17 protein-coding genes, 2 tRNA genes and 3 rRNA genes are annotated in these 20,057 nt (G+C 42.3%); 11 read left to right on the top strand and 11 right to left on the bottom strand.

The window, feature by feature from the left end:
* Positions 1-539 precede the first annotated feature (539 nt).
* The 5 genes from B9T33_RS08415 (at position 540) to rrf (ending at position 6,012) form a co-directional block, all read left to right on the top strand.
* Positions 540-2,077: ribosomal RNA gene (locus B9T33_RS08415) — 16S ribosomal RNA — on the top strand.
* Positions 2,078-2,137: 60 nt separating this feature from the next.
* Positions 2,138-2,214: transfer RNA gene (locus tag B9T33_RS08410), tRNA-Ile, on the top strand.
* Positions 2,215-2,291: 77 nt separating this feature from the next.
* Positions 2,292-2,367: transfer RNA gene (locus B9T33_RS08405), tRNA-Ala, on the top strand.
* 448 nt (positions 2,368-2,815) lie between these two features.
* Positions 2,816-5,709: ribosomal RNA gene (locus B9T33_RS08400) — 23S ribosomal RNA — on the top strand.
* Between the two features lie 188 nt (positions 5,710-5,897).
* Positions 5,898-6,012: ribosomal RNA gene (gene rrf, locus B9T33_RS08395) — 5S ribosomal RNA — on the top strand.
* Together the 16S, 23S and 5S rRNA genes with 2 tRNA genes alongside form the textbook arrangement of a ribosomal RNA operon.
* Before the next feature lie 122 nt (positions 6,013-6,134).
* Here rrf and B9T33_RS08390 read toward each other — a convergent pair.
* Positions 6,135-7,511 (bottom strand): dihydrolipoyl dehydrogenase, encoded by a 1,377-nt coding sequence (locus tag B9T33_RS08390; RefSeq protein ID WP_086178477.1) that lies wholly within the window; start codon positions 7,509-7,511, stop codon positions 6,135-6,137.
* Between the two features lie 140 nt (positions 7,512-7,651).
* On the opposite strand from B9T33_RS08390, the gene B9T33_RS08385 reads away from it, so the two are divergent.
* Positions 7,652-9,652: a hypothetical protein gene (locus B9T33_RS08385; RefSeq protein WP_086178476.1), complete on the top strand. Its 2,001-nt coding sequence runs from the start codon at positions 7,652-7,654 to the stop codon at positions 9,650-9,652.
* A gap of 151 nt (positions 9,653-9,803) precedes the next feature.
* Here B9T33_RS08385 and B9T33_RS08380 read toward each other — a convergent pair whose 3' ends face one another.
* Positions 9,804-10,226 (bottom strand): beta-lactamase hydrolase domain-containing protein, encoded by a 423-nt coding sequence (locus B9T33_RS08380; RefSeq protein ID WP_086178475.1) that lies wholly within the window; start codon positions 10,224-10,226, stop codon positions 9,804-9,806.
* The gene (locus B9T33_RS08375; protein WP_086178474.1) at positions 10,219-10,554 is read right to left on the bottom strand and encodes a TIGR01244 family sulfur transferase; all 336 of its coding nucleotides are present in this window, start codon (positions 10,552-10,554) and stop codon (positions 10,219-10,221) included. The genes B9T33_RS08380 and B9T33_RS08375 overlap by 8 nt, the downstream gene beginning before the upstream one ends.
* Before the next feature lie 124 nt (positions 10,555-10,678).
* Here B9T33_RS08375 and B9T33_RS08370 point away from each other — a divergent pair, with 124 nt between their 5' ends.
* The 3 genes from B9T33_RS08370 to B9T33_RS08360 are packed head-to-tail and all read left to right on the top strand — an operon-like array spanning position 10,679 to position 12,446.
* Positions 10,679-11,575, top strand: a complete 897-nt coding sequence (locus tag B9T33_RS08370) for an alpha/beta hydrolase (RefSeq protein ID WP_086178473.1) — start codon at positions 10,679-10,681, stop codon at positions 11,573-11,575.
* Positions 11,576-12,007 (top strand): thioredoxin TrxC, encoded by a 432-nt coding sequence (trxC, locus tag B9T33_RS08365; protein ID WP_086178472.1) that lies wholly within the window; start codon positions 11,576-11,578, stop codon positions 12,005-12,007.
* 19 nt (positions 12,008-12,026) lie between these two features.
* Positions 12,027-12,446 (top strand): acyl-CoA thioesterase, encoded by a 420-nt coding sequence (locus tag B9T33_RS08360; protein WP_086178471.1) that lies wholly within the window; start codon positions 12,027-12,029, stop codon positions 12,444-12,446.
* A gap of 57 nt (positions 12,447-12,503) precedes the next feature.
* Here the strand turns inward: B9T33_RS08360 and B9T33_RS08355 are convergent, their stop codons facing one another.
* The 3 genes from B9T33_RS08355 to B9T33_RS08345 form a co-directional block, all read right to left on the bottom strand.
* The gene (locus B9T33_RS08355; protein WP_086178470.1) at positions 12,504-13,004 is read right to left on the bottom strand and encodes an ester cyclase; all 501 of its coding nucleotides are present in this window, start codon (positions 13,002-13,004) and stop codon (positions 12,504-12,506) included.
* Between the two features lie 132 nt (positions 13,005-13,136).
* Positions 13,137-13,640 (bottom strand): DUF4442 domain-containing protein, encoded by a 504-nt coding sequence (locus B9T33_RS08350; RefSeq protein ID WP_086178469.1) that lies wholly within the window; start codon positions 13,638-13,640, stop codon positions 13,137-13,139.
* Positions 13,641-13,667: 27 nt separating this feature from the next.
* Positions 13,668-14,156, bottom strand: a complete 489-nt coding sequence (locus B9T33_RS08345) for a YajQ family cyclic di-GMP-binding protein (RefSeq protein WP_086178468.1) — start codon at positions 14,154-14,156, stop codon at positions 13,668-13,670.
* 92 nt (positions 14,157-14,248) lie between these two features.
* Between B9T33_RS08345 and B9T33_RS08340 the strand changes: the two genes are divergently transcribed.
* Complete coding sequence (locus tag B9T33_RS08340; RefSeq protein WP_086178467.1) at positions 14,249-14,563, top strand: rhodanese-like domain-containing protein; 315 nt, start codon at positions 14,249-14,251, stop codon at positions 14,561-14,563.
* Between the two features lie 66 nt (positions 14,564-14,629).
* Here B9T33_RS08340 and mnmC read toward each other — a convergent pair whose 3' ends face one another.
* The 4 genes from mnmC to B9T33_RS08320 are packed head-to-tail and all read right to left on the bottom strand — an operon-like array spanning position 14,630 to position 18,036.
* Complete coding sequence (mnmC, locus tag B9T33_RS08335; RefSeq protein ID WP_086178466.1) at positions 14,630-16,534, bottom strand: FAD-dependent 5-carboxymethylaminomethyl-2-thiouridine(34) oxidoreductase MnmC; 1,905 nt, start codon at positions 16,532-16,534, stop codon at positions 14,630-14,632.
* A gap of 43 nt (positions 16,535-16,577) precedes the next feature.
* Positions 16,578-17,087 (bottom strand): hypothetical protein, encoded by a 510-nt coding sequence (locus B9T33_RS08330; protein WP_086178465.1) that lies wholly within the window; start codon positions 17,085-17,087, stop codon positions 16,578-16,580.
* A 5-nt stretch (positions 17,088-17,092) separates the two neighbouring features.
* Entirely contained in the window at positions 17,093-17,395 is a 303-nt protein-coding gene (locus tag B9T33_RS08325; RefSeq protein ID WP_086178464.1) for a YciI family protein, read from the bottom strand.
* 29 nt (positions 17,396-17,424) lie between these two features.
* Positions 17,425-18,036, bottom strand: a complete 612-nt coding sequence (locus B9T33_RS08320; RefSeq protein ID WP_086178463.1) for an inner membrane-spanning protein YciB — start codon at positions 18,034-18,036, stop codon at positions 17,425-17,427.
* A gap of 44 nt (positions 18,037-18,080) precedes the next feature.
* Here B9T33_RS08320 and B9T33_RS08315 point away from each other — a divergent pair, with 44 nt between their 5' ends.
* Positions 18,081-18,947: a PHP domain-containing protein gene (locus tag B9T33_RS08315; RefSeq protein ID WP_086178462.1), complete on the top strand. Its 867-nt coding sequence runs from the start codon at positions 18,081-18,083 to the stop codon at positions 18,945-18,947.
* Here B9T33_RS08315 and B9T33_RS08310 read toward each other — a convergent pair.
* Positions 18,925-19,965 carry a hypothetical protein gene (locus B9T33_RS08310; protein WP_086178461.1) on the bottom strand — a complete coding sequence of 347 codons (1,041 nt, stop codon included), beginning with the start codon at positions 19,963-19,965 and terminating at the stop codon, positions 18,925-18,927. The two genes, B9T33_RS08315 and B9T33_RS08310, sit on opposite strands and share 23 nt — an antisense overlap.
* Between the last annotated feature and the right edge of the window lie 92 nt (positions 19,966-20,057).

The following is a 20,057-nucleotide window of genomic DNA, read 5'->3' as shown; positions in this document are numbered from 1 at the left end:
CCAGGCAATTTTTTTTAAATAGGCCATATTGAATTGTAAATAATAAGATATACGAGGTGATATAGGTTTAATTATAAAAAAATAATCGGTATATCGGGTGATAATAATACAAAAAAGCATGCAGGTGTCTAAAAAAACAGCACATGAAGAAAATATTTAAAAATAGGTGTTGCAACGGTACTGAAATGCTGTAGAATGCACATCCATCGGCGGTGATGAAGATTAAAACTTCTGATAAAACAGCAACTTAGCACGAAGTGTTTAGATTGGGTTTTGTTAAGAAAGTTTAAAATAATTTGATTTGCTAGTTGACTTTCTGAAAAGAAAGCGTAATATAGCCGACCTAGCTTGCTACTGACGAAGTAACAAGAAGATCATTAAGAGATTATGAAGAACAACTTGTGTGGATTTTTACTAGTTGATCAGTCGAAATTATTTTCATTGATTGATGGTAGAAATTACTCGAAGTTTATTTGAGAAATATTTGTCAGAAAATTGATGAGCCAAGATTGGTACCCTTTTAAGGTACTATTGATTTTAAACTGAAGAGTTTGATCATGGCTCAGATTGAACGCTGGCGGCAGGCTTAACACATGCAAGTCGAGCGGGGAAAGGTAGCTTGCTACTGGACCTAGCGGCGGACGGGTGAGTAATGCTTAGGAATCTGCCTATTAGTGGGGGACAACAGTTGGAAACGGCTGCTAATACCGCATACGCCCTACGGGGGAAAGCAGGGGATCTTCGGACCTTGCGCTAATAGATGAGCCTAAGTCGGATTAGCTAGTTGGTGGGGTAAAGGCCTACCAAGGCGACGATCTGTAGCGGGTCTGAGAGGATGATCCGCCACACTGGGACTGAGACACGGCCCAGACTCCTACGGGAGGCAGCAGTGGGGAATATTGGACAATGGGGGGAACCCTGATCCAGCCATGCCGCGTGTGTGAAGAAGGCCTTTTGGTTGTAAAGCACTTTAAGCGAGGAGGAGGCTACTCTAGTTAATACCTAGGGATAGTGGACGTTACTCGCAGAATAAGCACCGGCTAACTCTGTGCCAGCAGCCGCGGTAATACAGAGGGTGCGAGCGTTAATCGGATTTACTGGGCGTAAAGCGTGCGTAGGCGGCTGATTAAGTCGGATGTGAAATCCCTGAGCTTAACTTAGGAATTGCATTCGATACTGGTCAGCTAGAGTATGGGAGAGGATGGTAGAATTCCAGGTGTAGCGGTGAAATGCGTAGAGATCTGGAGGAATACCGATGGCGAAGGCAGCCATCTGGCCTAATACTGACGCTGAGGCACGAAAGCATGGGGAGCAAACAGGATTAGATACCCTGGTAGTCCATGCCGTAAACGATGTCTACTAGCCGTTGGGGCCTTTGAGGCTTTAGTGGCGCAGCTAACGCGATAAGTAGACCGCCTGGGGAGTACGGTCGCAAGACTAAAACTCAAATGAATTGACGGGGGCCCGCACAAGCGGTGGAGCATGTGGTTTAATTCGATGCAACGCGAAGAACCTTACCTGGTCTTGACATAGTAAGAACTTTCCAGAGATGGATTGGTGCCTTCGGGAACTTACATACAGGTGCTGCATGGCTGTCGTCAGCTCGTGTCGTGAGATGTTGGGTTAAGTCCCGCAACGAGCGCAACCCTTTTCCTTATTTGCCAGCGGGTTAAGCCGGGAACTTTAAGGATACTGCCAGTGACAAACTGGAGGAAGGCGGGGACGACGTCAAGTCATCATGGCCCTTACGACCAGGGCTACACACGTGCTACAATGGTCGGTACAAAGGGTTGCTACCTCGCGAGAGGATGCTAATCTCAAAAAGCCGATCGTAGTCCGGATTGGAGTCTGCAACTCGACTCCATGAAGTCGGAATCGCTAGTAATCGCGGATCAGAATGCCGCGGTGAATACGTTCCCGGGCCTTGTACACACCGCCCGTCACACCATGGGAGTTTGTTGCACCAGAAGTAGGTAGTCTAACCGTAAGGAGGACGCTTACCACGGTGTGGCCGATGACTGGGGTGAAGTCGTAACAAGGTAGCCGTAGGGGAACCTGCGGCTGGATCACCTCCTTAACGAAAGACTTGACGACTGGTAAGAATCCACAACAAGTTGTTCTTCATTGATGTATCTGAGGGTCTGTAGCTCAGTTGGTTAGAGCACACGCTTGATAAGCGTGGGGTCACAAGTTCAAGTCTTGTCAGACCCACCAAATCTGACTGACGCAGTATGAAAGTACTGGAGTAAACAGAACCTGAAAACAGAACATCGAATCTAATATGATAAGCTGGGGACTTAGCTTAGTTGGTAGAGCGCCTGCTTTGCACGCAGGAGGTCAGGAGTTCGACTCTCCTAGTCTCCACCAAATTTCAAGAACATAAAAGCAACGCTTTTACTTGAAATTTAAGCAAGAAGCTACGCTTCGCGCAGTATGTAACCATACGGTGGTGAAGTTGTTTAGTCCTTGAGCGAACAAGCTGATAGCTTATAGAGCTTAGTGATAAAGAAGCGTATGATTCGCTTCATTGTTATTAAGCTCTGTGATTTATCACAGTTTCCTGACCTGACGAAGGCTGGAAAAATCATTAACAGAATATATTTGAGTTGAAATAATTTGTTCATACTCGTTTCAAGCAAGCAATTGCAAGAAATGAGTTACTAGCGAAATTAACTGAATCAAGCGTTTTGGTATATGAATCTAATTGAAGCTGTACGGTGCTTAAGTGCACAGACGCCAACTGTATGAGTAAGTCGTAAGACGAGCTCTGTTGCTAATCCTACTTGTAGGGATTAACGACTGTTTGGGGTTGTATAGTCAAGTAATTAAGTGCATGTGGTGGATGCCTTGGCAGTCAGAGGCGATGAAAGACGTAATAGCCTGCGATAAGCTCCGGGGAGGCGGCAAATATCCTGTGATCCGGAGATTTCTGAATGGGGGAACCCACCCGCTATAAGGCGGGTATCATAAACTGAATACATAGGTTTATGAGGCGAACGAGGGGAAGTGAAACATCTCAGTACCCTTAGGAAAAGAAATCAATTGAGATTCCCTCAGTAGCGGCGAGCGAACGGGGAAAAGCCCATTAAGTTATCTAAGCTTTAGTGGAACGCTCTGGGAAGTGCGACCATAGTAGGTGATAGTCCTGTACGCGAAAGGGCTTAGATAATGATGTCGAGTAGGGCGAGGCACGTGAAACCTTGTCTGAATATGGGGGGACCATCCTCCAAGGCTAAATACTCCTGACTGACCGATAGTGAACCAGTACCGTGAGGGAAAGGCGAAAAGAACCCCTGTGAGGGGAGTGAAATAGATCCTGAAACCGCATGCATACAAGCAGTGGGAGCCGACATGTTCGGTGACTGCGTACCTTTTGTATAATGGGTCAGCGACTTACATTCAGTAGCGAGGTTAACCGATTAGGGGAGCCGTAGAGAAATCGAGTCTTAATAGGGCGTTTAGTTGCTGGGTGTAGACCCGAAACCGGGTGATCTATCCATGAGCAGGTTGAAGGTTGGGTAACACTAACTGGAGGACCGAACCCACTGTCGTTGAAAAGCCAGGGGATGACTTGTGGATAGGGGTGAAAGGCTAATCAAACTCGGTGATAGCTGGTTCTCCCCGAAAGCTATTTAGGTAGCGCCTCGGACGAATACCATTGGGGGTAGAGCACTGTTTCGGCTAGGGGGTCATCCCGACTTACCAAACCGATGCAAACTCCGAATACCAATGAGTACTATCCGGGAGACAGACTGCGGGTGCTAACGTCCGTAGTCAAGAGGAAAACAATCCAGACCGCCAGCTAAGGCCCCAAAATTATAGTTAAGTGGGAAACGATGTGGGAAGGCATAGACAGCTAGGAGGTTGGCTTAGAAGCAGCCACCCTTTAAAGAAAGCGTAATAGCTCACTAGTCGAGTCGGCCTGCGCGGAAGATGTAACGGGGCTAAAACTATATGCCGAAGCTGCGGATTTGCAATTTATTGCAAGTGGTAGGGGAGCGTTCTGTAAGCCGATGAAGGTGGATTGAGAAGTCTGCTGGAGGTATCAGAAGTGCGAATGCTGACGTGAGTAACGACAATGCGAGTGAAAAACTCGCACGCTGAAAGACCAAGGGTTCCAGTCCAACGTTAATCGGGGCTGGGTGAGTCGACCCCTAAGGCGAGGCCGAGAGGCGTAGTCGATGGGAAATTGGTTAATATTCCAATACTTCAGTGTAATGCGATGAGAGGACGGAGAAGGTTAAGTCAGCCTGGCGTTGGTTGTCCAGGTGAAAGGATGTAGGCATGTATCTTAGGCAAATCCGGGGTACTCTATGCTGAGATCTGACAGCAAGCTGTACTTGTACAGTGAAGTGGCTGATACCATACTTCCAGGAAAAGTCTCTAAGCTTCAGTTACACTGGAATCGTACCCTAAACCGACACAGGTGGTCAGGTCGAGTAGACCAAAGCGCTTGAGAGAACTCTGCTGAAGGAACTAGGCAAAATGGTACCGTAACTTCGGGAGAAGGTACGCTGCTTTTGGTGATGGGATTTACTTCCTGAGCTGAGAGCAGCCACAGAAACCAGGCCCCTGCAACTGTTTATTAAAAACATAGCACTCTGCAAACACGAAAGTGGACGTATAGGGTGTGATGCCTGCCCGGTGCTGGAAGGTTAATTGATGGGGTTAGCGTAAGCGAAGCTCTTGATCGAAGCCCCAGTAAACGGCGGCCGTAACTATAACGGTCCTAAGGTAGCGAAATTCCTTGTCGGGTAAGTTCCGACCTGCACGAATGGCATAATGATGGGGGCGCTGTCTCCAGCAGAGGCTCAGTGAAATCGAAATCGCCGTGAAGATGCGGTGTACCCGCGGCTAGACGGAAAGACCCCGTGAACCTTTACTGCAGCTTGACATTGAACTTTGATCTTACTTGTGTAGGATAGGTGGGAGGCTTTGAAACCGCGACGCTAGTTGCGGTGGAGCCAATCTTGAAATACCACCCTGGTAATATTGAGGTTCTAACTCTGTCCCGTTATCCGGGACGAGGACCATGTCTGGTGGGTAGTTTGACTGGGGCGGTCTCCTCCTAAAGAGTAACGGAGGAGTACGAAGGTGCGCTCAGCGTGGTCGGAAATCACGCGTAGAGTATAAAGGCAAAAGCGCGCTTAACTGCGAGACCCACAAGTCGAGCAGGTACGAAAGTAGGTCTTAGTGATCCGGTGGTTCTGTATGGAAGGGCCATCGCTCAACGGATAAAAGGTACTCTGGGGATAACAGGCTGATACCGCCCAAGAGTTCATATCGACGGCGGTGTTTGGCACCTCGATGTCGGCTCATCTCATCCTGGGGCTGAAGCAGGTCCCAAGGGTATGGCTGTTCGCCATTTAAAGAGGTACGCGAGCTGGGTTTAGAACGTCGTGAGACAGTTCGGTCCCTATCTACCGTGGGCGTTGGAAATTTGAGAGGATCTGCTCCTAGTACGAGAGGACCAGAGTGGACGAACCTCTGGTGTACCGGTTGTGACGCCAGTCGCATCGCCGGGTAGCTATGTTCGGAAGGGATAACCGCTGAAAGCATCTAAGCGGGAAGCCTACCTCAAGATAAGATTTCCCTAGGACTTTATGTCCTCTAAAGAGCCGTTGAAGACTACGACGTTGATAGGTTGGATGTGGAAGTGCAGTGATGCATGAAGCTGACCAATACTAATTGCTCGTGAGGCTTGACTATACAACACCCAAACAGTTGTTGTATCAAGCATCAATTGATTCGATATTAAGCAAAATGACTTGATTTAGTTATCGCTTAAGAACAAAATACGCAACTCAGATATGATCTGTTAATAACTCATTTGGTACGAAGTAAGGCATACACTACAAGGTAGTTAAATAAGACCCGAACAAGTCCATAACAGTTGTGCTGGCGACAATAGCAAGAGTGAACCACCTGATCCCTTCCCGAACTCAGAAGTGAAACCTCTTAGCGCTGATGGTAGTGTGGGGTTACCCATGTGAGAGTAAGTCATCGCCAGCTCATTATTCTAAACACCCCCTGATTCAAAGAGTCAGGGGGTGTTTTTTTATGCGTGGAATTTCTTAGCGAAATAAAGAGGGAATATTAAATATTCCCTGTTTAAAAAATAAGTATTTAAATTTTTAGTTCAATAATTGGCGACGTGCATGTTTCAGCGCTGTTCTTAAACCTTCTTCTAAAGTAGGGTGATAGAAAGGTTTTTCTAAAATCTGATTAATTGTTAAATCTTCTGACATGATCCAACATAGCAAATGCGCTAAGTGTTCAGCATCAGGACAAAATAGTTCAGCACCAAGTATTTTAGATGTAGTTTTAGATATATAGATTTCTACTGCACCTTTATTTTTCCCTGTGACTAAGGCACGACCTTGTTTTTCATAAGATACGGTTCCAGTGATAAATTGTTCATTTGCACTTTCTAATTGTCTATAGCTTTGACCAATGGTTGCCATTTGGGGGGATGAAAAAAGAATACCAATCGGCGCGAGTGTTTTTAGGGAACTTATATTGGGGAATTTAATGCAATTATTTACAGCTGTACGACCTTCATGCGCTGCTTCATGTTGAATAGGGGTATTGGTATAGGCATCTCCAACTATAAATATTGGATGGTGCCCCAATTGCTTGGTTTCAGAATCGATAGGTATTTTTTTTAACTCTGTAAAGTGACTTTCAATATTTTCTAACTTTAAGGTATTTAAAAGGGTGCGACGTCCTGTTGCGGCTAGTATATAATCTACAAGAATATTTTTTTGCTGATCAGATTCAGTAAAAGTTAACTTGACCTGATTATTACACTGTTCAAATTGTTCAGGTAAAACTTCAAATTTAATATCAAGTTCTTTACTCATTTCTTCCTGAGCTAGCTTTTGCAGGGTTGGGCTAGTCAATGAACCTATTTTTCGACTTCGAGCAAATATTGTTGTTTTAACGCCAAGGCGATGTAGAGCCTGTGCAAGTTCTAATGCGATAACACCACTACCAATGACAGCAATCGATTTCGGTAGCTGTACAAGTTCGAAAATTTGATCAGAAGTAAGTAGCTTAGAGTCTAATTTTTGTTTTTGTTCAGAATCTATAGTAGGTGTAGTACCTACAGCAATGATAAATGATTTTGCTTGAAGTTTTTGACCATTTACAATAATGGTATTGGCGTTCAGAAACTCTGCGCGACCAGAGATTTTATGTTCATCTGGCCAGCTTTCGACATCTTTTAATGTGGCTCTGGTAAATCGGTCACGTAATGTTTGTACATGCTGCATGACTTGGCTTGTATCAATTTCACTTGAAACTTTAAGCCCAACATTTTCAGTATGTTGAATGTCATACATACGATTAGCGGTAGAGATGAGGATTTTACTAGGCATACAACCCACTCTGGCACAGGTGGTATCCCATGGACCTTCATTCACTATCAATATATTGGAGGTATATTTAACTGCTTCTTTATATGCTGAAATGCCGGCAGTCCCAGCACCAATGATGATTATGTCGTACATGATTTCCTCCATTTATAAAGAATTTAACACATCAAACATTTGTCTTCCTTTTGTTTACATAAAGCTATAACTATGGTTACATAGCAGCCAATAAATATTTATAACAACTCTATACATTTTGAGGGTTTTAGGGGAATTCCATGCAAAAAAAGCAATTGACGATGAAGTTATCAGCAGTAGCATTAGCAGTTTTATTGGCTAGCTGCGGTGGTGGCGGTAGCGACGGTTATTTTAATCAAGGGGAAAATAATAACGGAAGTGGCTCTGGTACCGACAATGGCATCGAAACTCCTGTTGTTGCTAAATTAAATATTACAAATGTAGAATTAGTAGATAGTAATAATCAGAAAACATCAGTACTAAATATTTTAGGTGCGAGTGCAAGCGTAAAAGTAACAGATCAAAATGGTCAACCAATTAGTGGTGCACTTGTAACTTTTACAGGTGAAAATATTACTTTTGAAACATCTAATGCGACAGTTTTATCTAATGCAGAAGGTATTGCGAAGATTGGAATTAAGCCAACAGACGAGACTAAAACTGGTATTTATAAGATAAATGCAAATGCTGAAATTAATGGAAATACAGCTAGCTCAAGTGACGCTTATGTTTCAATAGAAGCATTAAAAACGAAGTTGGCAAATTTAGTTGTAGATCATTCAACTATTGATGCTGGTGGTTCAGTTAAAATTACCTTACAGACGGTTGATAGTGTAACGAATGCAGCACAAAATAATGTACAAGTAACATTTAAGTCTGATTGCGGAACATTTAGTAATAGTACAGTTAGCTCGAATCAGGGTTTAGTTGAAACGACATATACAGCAATTTCAACGGGTGGGCAGTTATGTACAGGCACTCAAACTTTGACTATCTCTGCGAATAACGGTGCCACTACAGCAACGCAAAATATTACGATAAACGCAATCAAAGCCAATTCACTTGTATATAGCTCAGGTGAAGTAAAACTTGGCGCAGCTAATAGTGGTTCTAGTGCATCAGGTAAAGTTGAATTCACTGTCTATTCAAATAAGTTACCTGCTAAAAACCAAGATGTTTTGGTGGAATTAATTAATGCTCCTACTGATTTGAGTTTTATTGCATTACATAATAAGACACAGAAAGTTATTAAATCTAATGATGATGGTAAAATTGTAGTTGATATTTTCCCTGGTAGCTTACCTGGTCCAGTAGAATTGAAAGCAACTTTAGTCAGTGATCCTAGTGTGACAGCATTAACTAAAGATGTTTCAGTTGCAACTGGACGCGTAACTCAAAATGGTTTAAGCCTATCTGTTACTAAGAATGCATTACAATGGGATATTGATGGCGATAAAGCGACCATTGTAGCTCGTTTACGTGACCGTGTAGGTAATAAAGTACCTGATGGTACCGTTGTGAGTTTTGTTACTGAAGGCGGTAGTATCACACCAAACTGTTCAACAGCAGACGGTGAATGTAGTGTTGTATTACAAACCCAAAATCCACGTCCTGCAGATAATCGCGTAACAGTATTAGCTTATGTTGAAGGCGATAAGTCATATATTGATAAAGATTCAGATAACGTATATACAGCTGGTGTAGATGAGTTAACAAGTAACATTGGTGACTTCTTCCGCGATGATAATGAAAATACAATTTTTGAAGCTGCGCTAGGTGAGTTTCTTTATAAGCGTGGTGCTGTAGGGAATACATGTGCGGCAAGTACATTTATTCAGCCAAATATATCGGGTACATGTAACACTGAATTGTCAGCAGTTATTCGCCAACAACTTGTCTTCTCATTTAGTAATGATGTTCCTACCATTACAAATCCCGCTATATCAGATACTAAGTCAAATTTCACTTTTAAATTATTTGGTAATAGCGCGCAATCTGTTCCAATGCCAACGGGTACGACTGTTGCTGTGAAAGCTGAAGATAATACTAAAGACAATCAAAAGTCTTGTTCTGCTGAACTATGGAGTGGTAATGCCACTGTACCTTCAGTGTTCAACCTGCTTACGCCATCTACATTCTCTACAAGTTCACAAGTGTTTTACTCTTATCGCTTAAAAGAATGTGACTCTGGTGATAGTTTAGTTTTGACTGTGACAGCTCCGACAGGACAAATCACAAAACAAGAATATACGATTCGTTAAACAAATAAAAACAGCGCTTCGGCGCTGTTTTTAATTCTAGAGACTGAAAACTTATAATCCAGTCCCTACACTTACACCAACCGTTGGTCTCACATTCATCGAACTACATGCTGTACAGAAGAATATAGACAGAATCAGGACAGAAAAAATTTTAGTCATTAAGCAAACCTTGCGCTTGGGCTTGATTGAATAACGCAGTAGAGCGAGAACCACTACGACATATCATCAAAATGGGTTTAGGTAGCTCATTATAATATTTGGCAAATTCTCGTACGTCTGTTTGAGAAATTTTACCGCTGACCACAGGCTGATACACAACACTAACATGCGACTTTTCAGCAATACTACGCAGTTGTAATACGGATGTTTCGTTACCAAGCTCCTCATCCGGACGATTGACAATCACCGACTTAAACTTTGATTGTTTTAACAAAGTTGAAAATTTTTCGGTGGTCATCTGACCTGAAACACTCAGTTTACTGTTGAGTGCTTGGCTATGCGTTTGTGCAAAAAGTGGCGTGGAACAGCTAAATACTAATACCAATAAAATCCGTTGAATGTAGGATTTAGTCATCCAAAAGATCCATTTGTTTTGCTAACTGATACAGGTTATTTGAACGGTTACCTGTACGGCAAAACATTAAAACAGGTTTTGGTAGTTCATTAAAATGGTTGGCGAAGGTACGAACATCGATTTCAGAAATTTGACCTGCAACAACAGGTTGATGAACATAATCTAAACCTGCGCTACGAGCTGCTTCTTCAATTTGAGCGCTAGTTGGTTGATCAGGACCACCTTCCATATCTGGACGATTATTAATAATCGATTTAAAGCCTTTTTCTACAACTTGTGCTACATGTTCTGGGCCAATTTGACCTGCAAAACCAACATTTTCGCTCATTGAGTCACTCCATAATTTAATTCATAGATTTATGCTTTATGATAGCATTAAGCTGAATCATGAGCTGAATGTTCTTAAATTTTTATAAGCGATTACAACCATAAAATAACGCAATGGAGCGCGTATGCACGCCTATACAGTAGAACCACTGTATGTAAAAAGCAGTCAAGATGTTATAGCTGCGGATTTCTATCGTCCGAAGGCTGTTGAGAAACCTGCTGTAATTTTAATGGCGCATGGTTTAGCGGCATTACGCCAGTTTAAATTAGTTCAATATGCTCAGCGCTTTGCACGTGCAGGCTATGCTGTTGTGCTATTTGATTATCGCTATTGGGGTGGGAGTACAGGGCGACCACGAGAACTGGTGAATCTCAGAGCACAACTTGAAGATTGGCAAACCATGATTGAACATCTACAGCAGCGTAAATCGATTGATGCGCGTCGGATCGTTCTATGGGGAACTGATTTAAGTGGGGGTTATGCGCTCACTTTGGCTGCAAAAATTAAGAATATTAAAGCAGTCATGGTACAAGTTCCTTTTGTTGACGGTGCGGAAAGTTCCAAACTATATCCTTTGCAGCAACTGCCTAAAGCACTCAAACTGTCGAGCCAAGATTATATGGGCTCTAAAGTCGGTATGAGTCCAACGACATTGCCAGTAGTGGATCCTAACGGTTTATGCTTTCTACAATCTCCTGATAGTTATGATGGTTATTTGTCGATTGTGCATCCAGATTATTATTGGAGTGGTGAAATACCCGCGCGGGCATTTTTTAAGTTAATGCGTTATCGTCCAATTCAAGATGTACGCAAAATTAGTGTTCCAGTGCTTTTTATTGCTGCAAAAGAAGATAGCTTAATTCCGATAGAGTCTAGTCGTGAAACTGCGACTAATATTGCGCCTTATGTGCAGTATTATGAGTGGGATATGAAACATTTTGATATTTATCATGGGCAATGGTTTGAAAAAGCCATCACAACCCAATTAGAATTTTTACATCAACATGTTGGAGTCAGCTAAATGATCGTAGTATGTCCTGAATGTGGTGCAAAGAATCGTGTACCCGAAGAAAAGTTATCTGTTGGTCCCGCATGTGGTCAATGTCATCAAGCTTTGATTCCTTTAGCTCCAATTGAGTTAAATGAGCAAAACTTCAGTAACTTTATTAGCAACAGTGATTTGCCTGTTTTGGTTGACTTATGGGCAGAGTGGTGTGGTCCTTGCAAAATGATGGCACCTCATTTTGCACAAGTTGCTAAGTCAAATCCAGCTGTAGTTTTTGCTAAAATTGATACAGAAGCAAATCCACGTTTAAGCAGTGCGTTTAATGTTCGGAGTATTCCCACATTAGTTTTGATGAATAAAACCACCGAAATTGCTAGAATAAGCGGTGCAATGCGCGCTGGTGAGCTACAACGGTGGCTAGATCAGCAATTAAATCAACCTCATTAAATCAGCGCTAGGAGCTAAAGTGTCAGAAACTCACGCAAAACCTGAAGGAACGCTTTCCCTACAAACCATCGCAATGCCAGCAGATACTAACTGGAGTGGTGATGTATTTGGTGGTTGGATTGTGTCACAAATGGACTTAGCCGGTGCGATTCACGCGGAACGTTTTAGTCAGGGACGTTGCGCAACAATTTCGATTAACCAAATGACATTTTTGGTCCCTGTTAAAGTGGGAGATGTCATTAGTGTGTATACGAAAATTTTAAAAGTCGGAAATACCTCAATTCAAATGCAAATTGAAGTATGGGATAGCCATGATAGTTCACGTGATCCTATCCGTGTAACTGAAGGGGTATTTACCTTTGTTGCTGTAGATGTGAAAGGCTCAAAACGCCAAATTCCTGCAGACGCAAAAGCAAAATTTGCAGCAGATCAAGATTAATTTCTTTGATTGTAAAAAAGCCACGGTAAACGTGGCTTTTTTGTTTGATGCGTTTAGTTAAAACATCGTATTGCTGTTGGCACTGCTTTCAGGAATGCTTTGTTGGACATCCCAATGTTCAACAATCTTGCCATTTTCAACCCTAAAAATATCAACAATCGCTTCTCCACGGTCTTGCTTATTTTGCGTAGAGTGAACATGTAAATAGACCAAATCACCTTCGGCAGCGGCACGTTTGATCTCATTTTTTGCCTCAGGGTTATCTTTAAAATATTGGGTAAAATAATTGACAAAAGGTGCTTTGCCATCAGGAACATGAGGATTGTGCTGAATATATTGTGAACCAATATATCGGTCAGCATAACTTTGGACTTGGTGCTTTAAAAAGACCCCCTCATAGAAATCTACAACGATCTGTTTGTTTAGTGCAGCTTGATGCTGCTTCGATATTTGGAGATTTTCAACCGGCGATTGGTCTTGTCTGATGGGAGCATTGCTTTGGCATGCACTTAGAATAGTGGTTAAGACTAAACAAGAGAGTAGGACTGTTTTTTTCATCATGTACTCAAAATATAATTTTAGTATGGGTATTTTGAGCTGAAGATGAGCAGACCAATAGTGACAATTAGTCCGCATTTTACAGGTTTATGGTAAAACTTATACTTACCTAACAGTAAGTTATATTTACATTTATTTATTTTTTAGTGTGGCTTTTGCGACCCAAGCCCAAAGCATTTCACATTGAATCGGTTCTTCACCTGATTCATCTGTCACACTGACCTGAACTAAGGTTTCACCTTTATCGCTAGTACGCATTAGTTGTTGTTGCTCGGCACTGAGTGTGGCAATGGCGGTCATTGCACCTTTGGTTGGTCGTTTGAAGTCAATCTTTAGATTTTTGATCAGCACGATTGCACTATCAGGCACATTCATTGCGGTGACAAAGCCTGTTGCGGTTTCGGCAAGCAGTGCCATAGCACAGGCATGAAGTTGTCCAATATGATTTTGCATCGCTTTATGGTTCGCAATGCTGACTTTGACACGTTCAGGGCTGACGTGTTGATAACGAATTTTAGCGGTACCGACCATAGGCACGACGCGACCAAATGCTTGACTTAGCAAACGACTCTGCAGACCTTTTGGTAATTTAGATGATGCGTTTACGATTTTATGTAGGCGGTTTGGTCGTGTCATGTCGTCCTCTATGGCAAATGTAATGCCTTAGTCTTTAAAGTTATTAAATTGAAGCGGCACACCAAATTGTTGTTCTTTTAAGAATGCCATGACTTGTTGCAAAGTATCGCGTTTCTTATCAGTGACACGAATTTTGTCGCCTTGAATAGAAGATTGCGCTTTAATGCCACTTTCTTTAATGGCTTTGTTAATTTTTTTCGCGGTATCTGAGTCAAGACCATCTTTCAATTTAATCACTTGAATGACATTTTTACCTGAAGCAGTCATTTTTTGTGGGTCAAGAGCTTGAATATCGACTTTGCGTTTAAAGAAGTGATTTTCAAGCATGCTGTAAACTTGCTCACATTGGAAATCGCTTTCTGTTGAAATTTTGATTTCCTTATTTTTTTCATTTAGTTCAATAGAAACGTCTTGACCGCGGAAGTCAAAACGTGTCGCAATTTCTTTTTGCGTGTTTTGAACTGCATGATTTACTTCAAAAACTTCTAATTCAGAAACAATATCAAAAGAAGGCATGGATTAGACCTTTACAAATGGAAAGAATATCTGAGATGCTAGGGATGTTTTCTTCATTTGCCAAGTGTTGTTTACATCAAAAGGAGTGCGCAATGATCCGTAAACAGGAAATTACAACATTTGAGTTCCCAGAAGACTCGATTATCTGGGATGTTCGTGATGCAAGTGCTTATGCTGAGGCACATGTGAAAGGTGCGGTTAACCAACCGATCTCAGCTTTGTCATCAGATGCATTGACTCAAGTGTCAACGGATCAACCCATTTACATTTTATGTGGTGGCGGCAGTAAAGCTCCACGTGCAGCAGAGTTACTCGAGGGTTTTGATAGCTCACGTGAATATGTAATCTTAATGGGCGGCACGCGTGCAGCTCGTGATGCAGGTCTTCCTTTAGAACAAGGGAAATAAAGACTGAATCAAAAGAAGCGCCGAAAGGCGCTTTTTTATGGCTTAAGGTTTGATCAAAGCAAAGCGTTAAGATTTAGAATCAGTCTTCGCTTGATAATACGGTTTCTTCGGTTTCTGCTTGGCTTTGACACGACGGATAAAACGAGCAGCATGGATTTTATCCAATAACGAAGATGGAATTGGGCAAGCTTCTTTGAGTACCATCGCCGCAATGATTTCACTACACAGTGGGGCATAGAGAAAACCTTTAGAACCGAGTCCAGTACAACTATAGATCTGTTGATCTTCATGTACCGCGCCAATCACTGGAAAAAAGTCTTTGGTTTGTGCACGAACGGCAGCGCGACCTTGCCATTCGCTGATCGGTGGCAGTGTTTCAGCAAAGCTCGGGAACACACTGTGGATAAGTTCATAGTTATGCACATGGTCTTCTGAATGCACTTCAGTATCATCCCGACCGGGATAAAACGACGCGCCCATAATCATCTGCTCAGCATCAAGCTGCATGCAGTAACCGCCATAACTATAAGCGGTATCAAGTGGCATTTTTTGAACAGTATTTTTAAGCCAGCTGACTTGACCGCGGATTGCACGTAAATCTGGATAATCTTGTTGTAGCTGCATACTTTCACGCGCTGCACAGATCACCACATGATCTGCTGTTACACATGTATTTTGATCTGTATACAACTGAACGCAATCACTCGATGCTTCAATGTTGTGAATATCCGCTTGAATCAATTCAATACGAGGGTGCGCTAAGATTTGATCACGTAATTGATGTGGGCTAACTGCACCTGCTTGTTTGAGTAATAGGCTGGGATATTCAGAATCAAGCTGCTGATTGGTGGAATCCACAGCTGATAAAACTTGAGCAGGATAGCCCTGTGCAAGTTCAATTGATTCATCCAGATTTTTTAGAATACTTTGATAAATCTGTAGGGGACGATAAGCAGCAAAATTTTGATAATGATTGAGTGCATATAACCAGCTGAGCGTCATGAGATGCTCGGCGCTTTGTCCGATTGGACTGAGTTTTGGGTTTAAGAGAGCAAGTGGATTGCCTGAGCCACCACTGAGTGGCGCTGATTTCTCGTATATGCGTACTTGATGCCCACGTTGAGCAAATGCCCAAGCATTACTTAATCCAGCGATTCCAGCGCCTATGATGGCGATTTGGCGTTGTTTAGGGCGTGTCCGAGTTACAGGATTTTTTTTTTCGTCCAGTTCAGTAGACTCAGGCGCTAACCAAAAGGCTTTGAGCATTTCACGCTTATGGGCAAAGCCACGCGGACGCGTGATGGTGATGCCATGTTCACGTAAACCTCGTTTCAATACGCCCGCGACACTAAAGGAAGAAAAGGTCGTGCCGATATCGGACAAACGCACAATATTTTTGAGGACATTTTCCTCCCACATATCCGGATTGCATGAGGGAGCAAAACCATCGAGGAACCATGCATTGACCGTAGTGGTTTTGGCCATGCCTGGAAATACATCATGGGCATCACCTAGCCAAAGGTCGATTGAAAAGCGTTCTTCAGGAAAATTCAGACGATGACAGCCTGCAATAGGCTCAGGATATTGTGTAATCAGTTGTTGTGCTAAAGGCTGTAGTTCGGGCCAGACATTTAAAGCCCGAATTAAATCAGGCTTAGACAGTGGAAACTTTTCCACAGAAATGGCATGAAGATGGCTGTGATTATCTGGACGAACCTGTTGCCAGAGTTGCCACAGTGCCAGTATGTTGAGTCCTGTACCAAAACCCGTTTCTCCGACACTGAAATACTCAAAGTCTTGTAAAGCTGCAAGGCGAGTATCCAGATCATTGCCTTGTAAAAACACATGACGTGTTTCAAGCAAACCATTATCTTTGGAAAAATAAACATCACCAAACTGTTTAGACACTGGAATATCAATGCCATCAATCATTTGCCAATCAAGATCGGCAGTCTGAATTGCACTCGACAACGTTACAACAACCTTTAACTGAATTTAAATAAAGAACGTGGAATTACCACTGACGACGACGTTTGGTATAAACGTAACTTGCCAATAAAAAACCGAGAATTACACCGACACCAAGTGTCGTGCCACCATATAAAAACATCTGCGCACTACGTTCACTTTGTAGAACTTGGACTTGTACACCTAAACTATCATTTTTTAATTGTAGTTCTTGGTTTTGTGCAAGGGCTTCTAAATTGGCTTTTTCAAGTTGCTGTAGACGAACAGACTGGTCTTTGACCATGGCTTTGACTTTGGCATCTTGTAATGCTTTGTTTTTTGCCAACTGTTCAATCGTTAACGGTTTTGCCTCTTGCGGCTGACCATTTGGATTAATGGTTGCAGAGACTGCTAAGGTGCCCGGTTTGTTTGCGGGAATAGTATGAGGAGGCGGTGGGGGTGTTGCAGTCGTTGCTTGAGCAGCAGGGGCTACAGCTGGTGCAGGGACTGTTTCAACAGCCCATGCGGTGGAACAAAGTAGAGATAAGCCCAGTAAACTGGAAACAACGACGCGCATGAACCTTATCCTTTAGGAAATGCTTTGTTAAATGGTTTTACGTCAATATTGCCGTAAACACCTTCTTTTAAAAATGGTTCGTCAGCCAACCAAGTATCCAATGCTTCACGACTATCAAAATCAACAATAATCGTGCTGCCATAGAAACCTGCTTGAGGATTTGCTGGATCTTTTGGCATCGCTCCTGCAACAATCAGACGACCTTCATCATCTAATTTTTGTAGACGTTCAAGATGTTGAGGACGAACCGCAAGGCGCTTTTCAACTGTACCTTCATTATCTGTACAGCTAACGACGAATAATGGCATGACTTTTCCTGATTTTTTGACCGAATGGATTATTCAGAGGTCTTAAAGTATTTACGCAATACAATAAACTGAATAATGATAAAGGAAAACATCACGATCATGTCACCAAATGCTGTGAATTCGCCCCAATATTTTCCATTGGCAAATAAATATGCAAAGAAGGTGTGTAAACATGACATCACCACGAACATAGCAGCCCAAGCATAATTCAATTTTTTCCAACCGACGGGTGTTAAATCCAGCACAGGGCCAAATAAACGTTCAATCAGCGGTTTTTTATCTTTACTAAAGAGTGGAGAAAACAAGAACGCACCCGCAAAGACTAAATTCAATAACACAGCTTTAAGGCGGATATAGAAATCATCACTGAGCATCAGTGTGATACCACCAAAAATAACCGTCATAAACAACACGATCCATTGTTGTTTTTCTAAACGGAATTTTTGGATCACGAATAATGCGCCATAGACCACTAACATTGAAATCATCAGACCGCTGGTTGCAACCAGAATGTTATTGTTGTCCACACCTCCTGTAGAACCCACCAATTGTAGTAATGGATGTTGGGTATCTTTCGGATCTACTGTCTTATATAAATAAAAGAAAATAATGAGTGGCACAAAGTCTAAAAGTGCTTTCATGTTAGAGTATCTAAATCTGATCAAATAAATGACATAGTATAGAGATGCAAGGCGTAGATTTACATACACACAGTAATATTTCTGATGGGACTTTGTCACCAGCGGAATTGGTACGTGCGGCCAATCAATTGGGGATTCATACCCTTGCGCTTACAGATCACGATACTATGGACGGCTTAAATCTAGCTGAACAAGCGGCAACAGATTTCAACATGGAAATTATTTCAGGTGTAGAAATTTCTAGCCAATGGTCACGCCCTGCGACCAAAAAAAGTTATGGGGTGCATATTGTGGCCTTAAATATGCAAAATCCTGCACCGCTACAAGCTTTATTGCGTCTACAAAAACAAATCCGCGCAGGACGTGCACGTCAAATTTGTGATCTATTGATCCCTTTGATCGGTCAGGATATTTATGCCGATGTCATTGCCAAAGTGGACAATGTGCCAGATCGCGTGACACGCACCCATATTGCCAAAACTCTTGTTGAAAAAGGATTCGTTTCACGTCCACAACAAGCCTTTGATAAATATATTAAAGAAGGTAAAAAGGCATATGTGAAATTTGAAGGACCAAGTCTTGCCGATACGATTGATGTGATTCATCAAAGCGGTGGTTTTGCCGTACTGGCACATCCAACTCGCTACGACCTCTCTGCGACCAATATTCGCTATCTCATCGAAATCTTTGCCGAAGCAGGTGGAGATGCAGTCGAGCTTCCACCTGCGATTGAACCTTTATCAACACGTCAAATGGTGGATCGGATGATTGTGGCTTTTCATTTGAAAGTTTCTGTCGGCAGTGATTTTCATGGCGACAATATGCCTTGGATTAAACTCGGCAATATTCCACGGGTCAAAGAAGGTCAAGTTGGGATTTGGGAGAGCTTTATTTCACGCTCTCAACAATAAAGGGCGGATCATTTTGTTGATGTACAGTACGGTATAAATAGCAAATGACACACAGCGCAACAATGCCAGCTAACCAATGCAATTGAAATGCTACTAACAGCACTATGCCATACAGTAAATAGGGCCATAAACGCCGATAACGCAGTAGTTGTGTGGCACTAATCAACTGCTGGCGTAATTTTAGATTCTGTTTAAATTGTCGATAGGCCACAAAATCAATCAGTGGCGATAACACCTGTTCCAATAGATCAAAGCGTTTGGCACTTGATAAAACATCATAACGATTACCGTGGAGTGTCGTGATATCGAGATGAAAGCCAGATTCATCATCTTTACGGAAAGCTTGAATGCTTTCAATTTGATTGAGGTCTTGCATCAAACGCGTCGGAATACGATGTAAGCGTATGTACTGTGCATAAGGTGCATCAACATAACGTTGAATATATTCAAAATTATCATCATTCGCTGCGCTCGCGATTTGTACGATATGTCGAGATTTTGCCAAATAATGAATCATTACCGCTTGCCCAATGAGTTCGTCTGTCGCACGCACATGTAAGCGTGAAAAATGCCGCGTATTGAAGACTTGATGTAAGGCGCAGCTAAACCACTGTGCTTGCTGGGCATCATGCAGTTTGAGTTGCAATTGTTGTTGTGGGCGTTGCCACCAATGTTCACGAATTCTTCGATGTCCTACAATTACGGCATCACTGCTGCGTAAAGATAAATACCTTAAATCATGCGCAAGTTTAGGATCTATCAATTGGCGTTGGATAAAAAACGGAAATTTCAGCCTTTGTTCGGGATCAATAAACAAAACGATGGCACAGATCAAGCTAATGCCAAGTAATAAAGGAATATGTGGCAGATTTTGATGCGGTATAAAAACTTGAAAATTACTGAGTGCGTAGAGCAGCCCAAAAATCAGTGAGGCTGCTGCCAAGAGAACCAATACTGCCTGCACAGGGCGAATAATCGGCTGCGGAGTATAATCAAAAATTCTTTTTTTTATGTTCATAGCATCACTCATTTTTATTATTGGATGAGTTGGTGTGAACCATTTATAGGCACAGCTGAGCCGCACCTATAATGTCGATTTGTTGGTATTTT

The sequence above is a fragment of the Acinetobacter sp. ANC 5054 genome, from assembly GCF_002135295.1.
Classification (GTDB): domain Bacteria; phylum Pseudomonadota; class Gammaproteobacteria; order Pseudomonadales; family Moraxellaceae; genus Acinetobacter.
The sequence above is the reverse complement of the archived record's forward strand: the minus strand, read 5'-3'. Positions and strand labels throughout refer to the sequence as shown.

Coding starts and splice junctions, on each gene's coding strand:
- B9T33_RS08345 (WP_086178468.1), bottom strand. CDS start 14,156: ATGCCTTCTTTTGATATTGTTTCTGAATTAGAAGTTTTTGAAGTAAAT.
- B9T33_RS08380 (WP_086178475.1), bottom strand. CDS start 10,226: ATGACTAAATCCTACATTCAACGGATTTTATTGGTATTAGTATTTAGC.
- B9T33_RS08315 (WP_086178462.1), top strand. CDS start 18,081: ATGCAAGGCGTAGATTTACATACACACAGTAATATTTCTGATGGGACT.
- B9T33_RS08390 (WP_086178477.1), bottom strand. CDS start 7,511: ATGTACGACATAATCATCATTGGTGCTGGGACTGCCGGCATTTCAGCA.
- B9T33_RS08370 (WP_086178473.1), top strand. CDS start 10,679: ATGCACGCCTATACAGTAGAACCACTGTATGTAAAAAGCAGTCAAGAT.
- B9T33_RS08340 (WP_086178467.1), top strand. CDS start 14,249: ATGATCCGTAAACAGGAAATTACAACATTTGAGTTCCCAGAAGACTCG.
- B9T33_RS08320 (WP_086178463.1), bottom strand. CDS start 18,036: ATGAAAGCACTTTTAGACTTTGTGCCACTCATTATTTTCTTTTATTTA.
- B9T33_RS08310 (WP_086178461.1), bottom strand. CDS start 19,965: ATGAACATAAAAAAAAGAATTTTTGATTATACTCCGCAGCCGATTATT.
- B9T33_RS08330 (WP_086178465.1), bottom strand. CDS start 17,087: ATGCGCGTCGTTGTTTCCAGTTTACTGGGCTTATCTCTACTTTGTTCC.
- B9T33_RS08375 (WP_086178474.1), bottom strand. CDS start 10,554: ATGAGCGAAAATGTTGGTTTTGCAGGTCAAATTGGCCCAGAACATGTA.
- trxC (WP_086178472.1), top strand. CDS start 11,576: ATGATCGTAGTATGTCCTGAATGTGGTGCAAAGAATCGTGTACCCGAA.
- B9T33_RS08325 (WP_086178464.1), bottom strand. CDS start 17,395: ATGCCATTATTCGTCGTTAGCTGTACAGATAATGAAGGTACAGTTGAA.
- B9T33_RS08350 (WP_086178469.1), bottom strand. CDS start 13,640: ATGACACGACCAAACCGCCTACATAAAATCGTAAACGCATCATCTAAA.
- B9T33_RS08355 (WP_086178470.1), bottom strand. CDS start 13,004: ATGAAAAAAACAGTCCTACTCTCTTGTTTAGTCTTAACCACTATTCTA.
- B9T33_RS08385 (WP_086178476.1), top strand. CDS start 7,652: ATGCAAAAAAAGCAATTGACGATGAAGTTATCAGCAGTAGCATTAGCA.